Below are 3,093 nucleotides of genomic sequence, written 5' to 3' on the forward strand. Positions count from 1 at the left end.
CTCGTATTGAGGAGTATGTAATCCTGATTGTGATTGCTCGAGTTATATCTCCAAATCGGTGAATGAGTATGAATACTCCCCTCCTCGCTGTACCAGTAATCTTCAGTCGCCTGACTGCGTTGAATCGATTGTCATTCTTGGTGTCTGGTTGTCCTATAACAAAGGAAATAATTGAGATACTCGATGACCAGGCTGGTCAGGTCGCCGATGAGCTCGAGGCGTATAGACAGCCAGACGAGTTCAAGGATGTCTCGCTCGTGATTGAGAACAGCGACGAGGAACATCCGACGCTGATCGTCCACGTTGATAGAGAGGACGCGGAGTTCCTTGCCGACCGTATTGATGAGTTCCTCCGCGAGCACGGTAATCGTACTGAACGGGAACGACACTCAGCTACGGACGTCCTTGTTAGCAACGGTCGACTGACACCGTCTCTCCAATTTTTGACTGACTGCAAACACCCCTTACGAAGCCGTATCTTTACTTCCCATCAACGAGATCACTACCGCTTCAACTCAGGTGGTCAATCTGCGAAGACAGATACTCTTGAAGAGCGGTGACCGTCTCTTCTGAGACAGCTGAGGCTCCGAAGTCACTCCGAAATCCGTGTTTGAGTTCGTCGCTCTCTCGAGTAGTTCGATGAGTGCGTCACTCCGGTTGTGGAAGCTCATGGCTGCGCTCGTTCCGTCTCCCGGTACGTGACGCCGAGGTCGAGGTCCTCGTACATCCGGTCGAGCATCGCGAGCGCCGACTGGAACTGGGCGTAGTTCTCACGCATATACTCGGTCGTCTCTGCTCTCGGGATCACCGGGTACCCCTCGATGTGTTCAATATCAAGTGAGGCGCGTGTATCGAGGACGATCTGCAGTGCCCCGTCCAGTTCGTCTCGGGGCTGTCGCTCGACTGCGGTGGGGAGGTCGAAGGACTCAAAGAACGCCTCCCAGGCGTCGACGTCTTGCTCACGAACAGCAAGGAACAGCGGATAGTCGTCGGGCTCCCGACCAACTTGGTAGCCTCCTTGGGTCCACACGTAGACGGCGTCGATCCGTGTGAATGCGAACGGCCAGTCTCCGAACTGTGGGATGACGTAGGCTTCCTCGATAGATGGTGGACTGACGCCGGCGCTGGCAGCGACGAGTTCGCGGGCTGCGTCTCTCACGCGCTCGTCGACGACTGAGAGGCCGTCGTCATAGGTGACGTAGCCTGCGTCTTCCAGCCGATTGACGGCCTGTCGTAATATCTCGTACGGCGTGTGGAGGTGTTGGGCGACACGGCCGGATGGAGTCACCACTCTCGATGGCGAGGATAGTCTGTGCCGCCGTATCGTCGAGTACCTCATACATCTGTTGGTTACCAATAATCCGGTAACAGTTGAAAGCCTTACCCGATTGGCGTTTAAGCACGATCTCTCCATTCGTCCCGGGGGTAGCCCTGATTCCCGCTGAATCCACGCGGAACGACTATAATGAATTCAACGAGCGAAACGAACGGAACAAGAAAAACGAATGTAATGAACGTATTCTGAGGAACGAACTGGTTGAGAAGAAACTCTTTCTGCTTGTACTTGATGAGCAAAACGAGGGAAACGAACGTAACAAATAGAACGAATAGGTTGATGGCAACGAGTGCGTTTAACTCAACGAACGAAACGAACAATTGGTTTTAACATCGTAGTATTCCTCTTACCGAGTGAAACACTCTCACCGAACCAAACGAACGGAACGACCAAAACGAACGGAACGAACACAACGAGATAAACGAAAGAAATGACCGACACCAACATCGCACGAATCACCGTGGCGAATCAGAAGGGAGGCGCTGGGAAGACGACTGACGTCATTCACACAGGCGGCGCACTCGCCGCCCGAGGCCACGACGTCCTCCTGGTCGATATCGACTATCACGGAGGGCTCACCTGCTCGCTTGGCTACAACGATCTGTACTACGATACCGACCGTACGACGCTGTTCGACGTCCTCGACTTCGACCAGATGGAGGCGGTGAACGACATCATCGTCGAGCACGAGGAATTCGACATCTTGCCCGCGAGTGAGAAGCTCGCGAACAACAAGAACATCCAGACCCTACTTGAGGCACCGAAGAGTCGCGAGCGGCTGGAGATGACTCTCGACGAACTCGACGAGGACTATGACCACATCATCGTCGACACACCGCCGTCGCTCAACGTCCTCACCGACAATGCCCTTGTCGCGACCGGCAATGTCGTCATCCCCGTCATTCCTGAGAAGCTCAACGCCAACAGCCTCCAGATTTTCGCAAAGCAGCTGAGCTCTCTCGAACAGGCGTACGGAGACATCAATCGGCTCGCCATCGTCTGTAACCGTGTCGAGCAGAACAGCGAGCACCGCGACACAATCGAGGAGATCAAGTCGGCGTACTCACTCCCAGTGTTCGAGATCCCCAAGCGGACCGACCTCTCCCAGTCGATCGGCGAAGGGGTGTCCGTCTTTGGCTTCGGCAAAGAGAACCAGCGCGTCGAGGATGCACGCAGTCTCTTCAACGGAATTGCCGACCTGTTCGACGAAACGTTTGAGAAGACCGCACCTGAGGAGGTGGAGGCATGAGCGACGGCTGGGGTGATGCATCCGGCATCGAGGGCAACTACGACGAGGAGGACGACGAGGCTGATTCCAGCGAAACGAGTGAGGGGAGTGAAACAGTGGAAACCAGTTCATCGACCGAAACGACCGAATCGACTTCAACGAGTGAAACGAACGAAACGAGCAAAACGAATACAAACATCAAGGACGAGTGGAACGGGCGGACGATCTACATTCCCGACGATGTCCTTGACGAGATGGAGGATATCTACCTAGAGTCACAACTAAAGCTCCGCAAGGCAGGCCAAGACGAGTTCAAGAAGAACCGCCACTTCTACCCGCTACTTGTCCAGTTAGGTGTAGAAGCGCTCTCTGATGTGGATGCTGAGGAAATCCAGGCACGTCTCTCAAATCTTGGGCACGAATAGCTTCCGACACAGCGTGTCATAGAATGGTTCTCATGGTTTCTACACATTCGGAGCCAGCGGCTCCTGAACCGTCAAATTCGTTCTCAGAGCAGTCGGTCGCCCCG

Annotated in this window: 3 protein-coding genes and 1 pseudogene; 2 read left to right on the forward strand and 2 right to left on the reverse strand. The window is 54.4% G+C overall.

Features of this window, described 5'->3' with window-relative positions:
* Positions 1-131: 131 nt before the first annotated feature.
* Complete coding sequence (locus tag BLR34_RS17210; protein ID WP_176765369.1) at positions 132-389, reverse strand: hypothetical protein; 258 nt, start codon at positions 387-389, stop codon at positions 132-134.
* 278 nt (positions 390-667) lie between these two features.
* Positions 668-1,343 (reverse strand): annotated as a pseudogene (locus BLR34_RS16490) (RNA polymerase subunit sigma-70).
* 423 nt (positions 1,344-1,766) lie between these two features.
* Between BLR34_RS16490 and BLR34_RS16500 the strand changes: the two are divergent.
* A complete protein-coding gene (locus BLR34_RS16500; RefSeq protein WP_092704977.1) occupies positions 1,767-2,585 on the forward strand; it encodes a ParA family protein in 819 nt (272 codons plus the stop codon).
* Positions 2,582-2,989, forward strand: coding sequence for a DUF8160 family protein (locus BLR34_RS16505; RefSeq protein ID WP_092704979.1), 408 nt, complete (start codon positions 2,582-2,584; stop codon positions 2,987-2,989). Before BLR34_RS16500 ends, BLR34_RS16505 begins: the two co-directional genes overlap by 4 nt.
* Positions 2,990-3,093: the final 104 nt, after the last annotated feature.

The sequence above is a fragment of the Halovenus aranensis genome (assembly GCF_900100385.1).
Classification (GTDB): Archaea; Halobacteriota; Halobacteria; order Halobacteriales; family Haloarculaceae; genus Halovenus; species Halovenus aranensis.